Source organism: Prosthecobacter sp., assembly GCF_044222345.1.
Classification (GTDB): domain Bacteria; phylum Verrucomicrobiota; class Verrucomicrobiia; order Verrucomicrobiales; family Verrucomicrobiaceae; genus Prosthecobacter.
The window spans coordinates 1-5347 of sequence record NZ_JBGANL010000117.1 but is presented as its reverse complement, the minus strand read 5'-3'; the positions used below and the strand labels follow the sequence as shown (position 1 = coordinate 5347).

At 61.1% G+C, this 5347-nt stretch carries 4 protein-coding genes; all 4 read right to left on the bottom strand.

Annotation, left to right across the window (positions count from 1 at the left end):
• Positions 1 to 322: 322 nt before the first annotated feature.
• Complete coding sequence (locus ACILSL_RS26645; protein ID WP_395735113.1) at positions 323 to 2053, bottom strand: hypothetical protein; 1731 nt, start codon at positions 2051 to 2053, stop codon at positions 323 to 325.
• Between the two features lie 84 nt (positions 2054 to 2137).
• Positions 2138 to 2689 carry a GDYXXLXY domain-containing protein gene (locus ACILSL_RS26640; RefSeq protein ID WP_395735112.1) on the bottom strand — a complete coding sequence of 184 codons (552 nt, stop codon included), beginning with the start codon at positions 2687 to 2689 and terminating at the stop codon, positions 2138 to 2140.
• A complete protein-coding gene (locus tag ACILSL_RS26635; RefSeq protein WP_395735111.1) occupies positions 2686 to 4005 on the bottom strand; it encodes a DUF2157 domain-containing protein in 1320 nt (439 codons plus the stop codon). The genes ACILSL_RS26640 and ACILSL_RS26635 overlap by 4 nt, the downstream gene beginning before the upstream one ends.
• Before the next feature lie 172 nt (positions 4006 to 4177).
• Positions 4178 to 5197, bottom strand: coding sequence for a hypothetical protein (locus ACILSL_RS26630; protein ID WP_395735110.1), 1020 nt, complete (start codon positions 5195 to 5197; stop codon positions 4178 to 4180).
• Positions 5198 to 5347: the final 150 nt, after the last annotated feature.

Sequence of the window (5347 nt, the reverse complement as noted above, 5' to 3'; positions counted from 1 at the left end):
AGTTGGGCGGCTTCAATCTTGGATGCGGGGACTCGGGCTGCAGCCATCAGCAACTTCATGCCACCCTTCGCTCAAAGGTACAGCAACGTTTTTGACACATTGCGCCCCCTCAAACACTGTGCCGAACACTATTGGCACTCCTGCCCGTCGATCAGCGTTCACAACAAACCCCACGATTCCCAAACGAAGCTACCATGCTGCTACGGCAAAGGCATGGAAGAACGGCACCGTCACGCATGCACACCTGGACGCCGCCTTCTTGTGAATCGGGAACACCGGAGCAGTTGAAAGCGCTGATCGACAGACAGGAGTGTCTGTCGTACTACCGGAACACCACGTCCACGCCCATCGCGCTCTCCTTCGCGAAGCCGGGAATCCAGTGCGGCTTCCGTACGGCGATGAAGCGGTAGATCATGGACAGCACGTGCAGGATGAGCAGGCGGTCGATGAGGCGGTAGCCGCGGCGGCGGCGCATGAGGAGCTCCACGGCCCAGCCGAGGTAGCGGCGCTTGACCCAGAAGGGCTTGAAGTCGGTCTTGATGCGGTAGCGCGCGCGCAGGCCGCGCTTGGGGTATTTGGCCTTGTAGGCGCGCTTGGCTTCGCGCAGTCGGGTCTCCATCTCGGGAGTGAACTCGGTGAAGTAGTACTCACGTGCCAGGGCCAGCAGGCGGAAGGTGTCGCGCATGTACTCGAGATCGGCCACAGGCACGCCCGCACGCGGGGCGAGGGCGATCATCTGCTCCAGCCGGTCCATGCAGCGGGCGGCGCTGAGCAGGGCGGCACCGGACTCCTGCACAAAGTGGAGCAGCAGCTTTTTGACGCTGTGATTGATGAAGATGTTGCCCCAATAGACCTGCAGCAGCGGCGGGATGCGCACGCGGCGGAAGAAGAGTTTTTGCTGTGCGAATTCTTCCACGTACAGCAGCTCGCGAATGACCTCGTCGGAGTAGCGCAGCAGTTCGATGAGGGCCTCGGCATCGCCTAGCGCACGTTCTTTGGCGAAGTCGCGCACGGCGTCCTCCACGGGCATGCCGTCCTTCATGACACGGATGGTGACGAAGGTGTTCAGGTCCGTCCAGACGGCTTCGGGATCGATCAATGCGATGCGGCGGAAGGGCACCCAACCGCCGGTCTGGCACCAGACCATGCAGCCGATGACGTTCTTCGCGTGCTTGAGCTCCTGTGCGTAGCGTTCGTACTCCCAGCCGGTGAAGCTGGGGTACTCACCGCAGCCTTCGTACTCGCGCCGCGTCTGCAACTCCACGATCTTCGCCACATCCGTGCGGAAGAAATTGGAATTGAGCGGCAGGTAGCGGAAGAAATCGGACTCGCCGTATTTCATGGAGATGACCAGCGCCGGACTGGTCAGCCCCTCAAACACGCGGGTGAAGGTGCGGCGGTGCCACATGAGATCGCCGATGCGGTACGCGCCCACGGTCCAGGTGCGGAAGATGAGGCGGCGCGCGTGCTTCTCGCACACCGGCAGCAGATCGCAGAGAAGCTGGCGCGCCTGCGCAGGCTTTTGAATCACGAGCTCGCTGCGGAATTCATCGTGCACGCCATTGCCGTCGGATTCACCGATGCGGATGATGATGCCTGCCACCTGTGGGAAGCTGGCAAAGAAGCCGTCGAGCAATTCGGCGAGGTAGTTGTTTACCGCGCGCTTCGCTTCCACCATGCGCCGCCGCAGTTCGGGCGTGTAGGTCATCACGTCCATCGTCAGATGGATCTGCAGGCCGCGTGAAGTGAAGATCTCAAAGCAGCGGGCGAATTCCTCGCGGTAGAGGGCGATGCGCGCGCGCAATTCCGGCTCGAGCCAGGCGTGATCCGCCAGATGGGTCACGTCATCAAGCGAGACGGCGTTGAAGCCCCAGGCCGAGGCTTGATCGGCGAAGCGCATGAGGTCTTGGCGCACCAGCGCCCACCATGCCTCCGCCTCCGGCCCGGCCTCCTTGGGCAGGTGGTGCCAGGGGATCTTGGACCAGTTGATCGTACGCACGTCATGCCCGCGAAAGAAGGGGCCGATGGCGTCGATGAAGTGGAGCGGTTGCAAGCGCCGCGAATGAAGCACGCGGCGGCGGGATGCAAGTGACGATGTGGTGGCAGAGCTGAACGGGCTGGCTGGCCGCGCATGATTTTACTTCACGCGTTCCTTGAGGATCTCGCGGAAGGGTTTGCCATCAAGGCTGAGGTCTTCGAGCACGGCACGGCCATTGAGCAGGCGAACCTCGGCTGTGATACCTTGGGCGCTGCGGAGGTTTTCGGCGAACCACTTGTCGGCTTCAGGTGCGAGCTTTTCGTTGACGTAGAAGCGGTCGAAGGGCCAGTCGATGACGGCCTTTTCGTTGAACACGTAGCGTGATTTGACACGAACGTAATCACCACTTTCGGGTGGTGTGAGGGAAAGGCGGGAGATGGTGGCAAACCCATCCGCTCCTCGGGTGAGGACGGCATAGACTTGCGTGTCTTGCTTCAGTTCCATACCGGCCGGCACGGGAGCTTCGGTCTGGCTTGGACGCACGGCGAGGTAGCGGCCCCGGAGCGGATCGTAGGGATCAGGGGCGGTGCATTTGAGTTTGATGAGCGTGCCTTGGGTGAGCACCCTTTCATGCGTCCAAATTTGCGACAAAGGTGCGGCCCACTGTGCCAGCACCGCGATGCCAAAGATGATGAAGGGAAGAGTTTTCATACGGCTGCGGCTTGTTTCTTTTTGAGCTGACGGCTAATGAGGAGGTTGAAGGCCAGGAAGGCGACGCCCACAGCGATGAAGACGAGTCCTTTGATCAGAAGCGAAAACTCGCTTTCAAATATGCGGGCAATGATCAAGACGCAGATCAGTGTTGCGCCAAGACGTGGGGCGCCACGCCTGCCTGCCAGTTCGAGAACGATGAGCATGATGCCAAGCCCAAGAAGATGCTGCGTCATGAGCCATGGCAGCATGGGCTCCGCCCGAGAACCCGCCAGCAATGCCAGCATGGGCGAAAGAGAAAGTGAACTGACACCCAGCAGAGCCCAGCGCTGCTGACGAATGGCTGGCAGCGCAAACAGTCCCACAAGGATGAGGCAGCCCCAGGCCCAAGGCATGGTCAGTGCCATCTCCAACTTCGACAGCGTACCACTGGAAAAATCGCTGAAGGAGGCTGCGAAACTGAGCACCAGGAGAAAGAAGCCACTGACGGTCACATGGGGGTGTTGGCGACGTTTATCACTGCCAGCAGCAGCTTTGAACGGCAGCAGCAGCAGCGCAGAAGCCGTCAGGCTCCACAGCCACAGCAGAGAACCGAAAGCGACATAGCTCGAGTGCATCCGCAACGACACGGAGCTGCCAGCCGCCGCAGCTAATCCCACGCAAAGGCTGAGTGTGGCCACCCACTGCAGCGATCTCCCCAACTGCCAGCACGGTGGCCACCCCGGCCAGAAGGGTGCGAGGCCCAGCAGCAGCACTGGATACAACAAGGCGCTGTGATACCACGCATCCCAGTTCTCCGCCTGATTCACGCTCCACACTGCGATGCCGATCAGATAGAAAATGGCCACGGCCTGCGAGCGCAGCACCCAGACGAGCGGGAGGCTCAGCAGGAGCCACCAGAACAGGAACTCCGGCCAGTCGCCGCCGAGATTGTAAATCTGCGACACGATGGCAATGCAAGCGCCAGTGGCGAGCGCCTGCAGCAGCGCGGCCGTTTCACGTACCCAGGCCGTGGAGGCCTCACCACGCAGCAACTCGCGGAAGCTGAAGCACTGCGAGATCAGCAGCGGCAGAAAGGCGAAGAACAGCCGCACGGGCCGCGAGAAGTCATCCCAGTTGTAACCGATCACCGTGATCAAGCCGGTGCCGATGAGCAAAGCGCCGAGCGAACCCATGATGATCTGCGCCACTCCGGGCTGCGAGTCATCCACCGCGTTCCGTTCGCGCAAGGTGCGCGCCGCGTCAGCGGTGAGGAGCCCCTCACGTTCCCACTGCGGGAGTTGTTCGAGGAGCCAGCGTTGGTGGGAGGTGTTCATCGCAGAAAGTGGTACGGCACCCAGCCTGTGCGAGAGAATGAGCCGGTGCGAATTGATTTGTTGAATGGATGGATTGTGCGGCGCGATGAGCCGACGATGTGGCTGCGAGAACGACAGGCGTGCGCCCCAGTCGTCGATGGGGTCGGTGGGACCGGTCTGCTCTGCCGCCCGGTCAGTTCGGCGCAGGAGACTCCTGCCCCCGAGGCCAGGCGATAACGAGGCTGATCAGCAGGCCAATGAGACCGCCCACCAGTCCGCCGGCACCGGCCCCGATGGCGAGGGGCTGCTTCCAGTCTTCCACGTTTTCAAAGGCGGGACAGGCGCGCTCCTGGACCGCCACGTAGTCGGCGCTGGTGTCGAAGGCGGACTGGATTGTCTCGACTTGTGCGAACATTTTATCGTAGAGTGCTTTGCTGCGCTCCGCTTTTTCGGTGGCAGTCCGAACTTCAGCGAGGTCTGCTTCATGACGATCCAGCTCCGCTTCGATGCCTTTGATTTCCTCTTCCAGGGGACCCATCTTCGCTTCCAGAGGCTGTCGGCCCGCATCCTTGGCATCCAGGGATTTGATTTCCAGGCGCAGGTCGTCGCGCCGATTTCTGAGGGTGTTCAGGCGCATGACGAGGCGGTCCAGATCAGATTTGGCGCTGATGGAATCTGCCTTGGCCTGCACTTTCGCCAGGGCCTCAATGGAGTCCTCCATGTTCTTCTGCTGCGTGACGACTTCCTGAAGAAACCGCTGGAGCCCGCTGCCCTGCGCCTGCTCACGGATGTTTTGCCGAAAGGCGATGAATTCATCAATCAGGGCATCGAGGAAAACCTTCGTGTATTTGGGTTCGGTTCCTGTCGCGAGGATGGTGAAGATGGCGCTGCCCTTGGTGCGGGTGACCTTGATGTCCACATCGCAGTCGCTGAGGTCGGGATTCAGGGCACGCACACGGTCCAGGGCCCGGCGTTTCATTTCCCCGCTTTCCAAGGTCTCAGTGATGGTGCCGTAGAAATCCTCCTGCTGCTCGCGCCATTGAACGGCGTCATTGGCGACGCGCTGACCGCCTGCGACAAGCTTTGCTATGGAGCGGAACTCCTGGGGGCGCTGTACAATCTGGACCGTCCGCTGCCAGGTTCCGAGGCTCGCGCCGACCAGAGCAAAGACCCCGGTGAGGATGATGATGAAAACGATGCGGGTGGGAGTCATGGCTGGAATGCTTCCGTCCTTCTGCCAGAAAGGCGGCGGAGAGACAAGGTAAATCAGCTACCTAAGAGGTAAATTGAGGCGGTGCCAGCAAGCGGGAGCCGATGCCCGTTTGGTAAACGAAAAGCCCAGACCTTGCGGCCTGGGCTGATT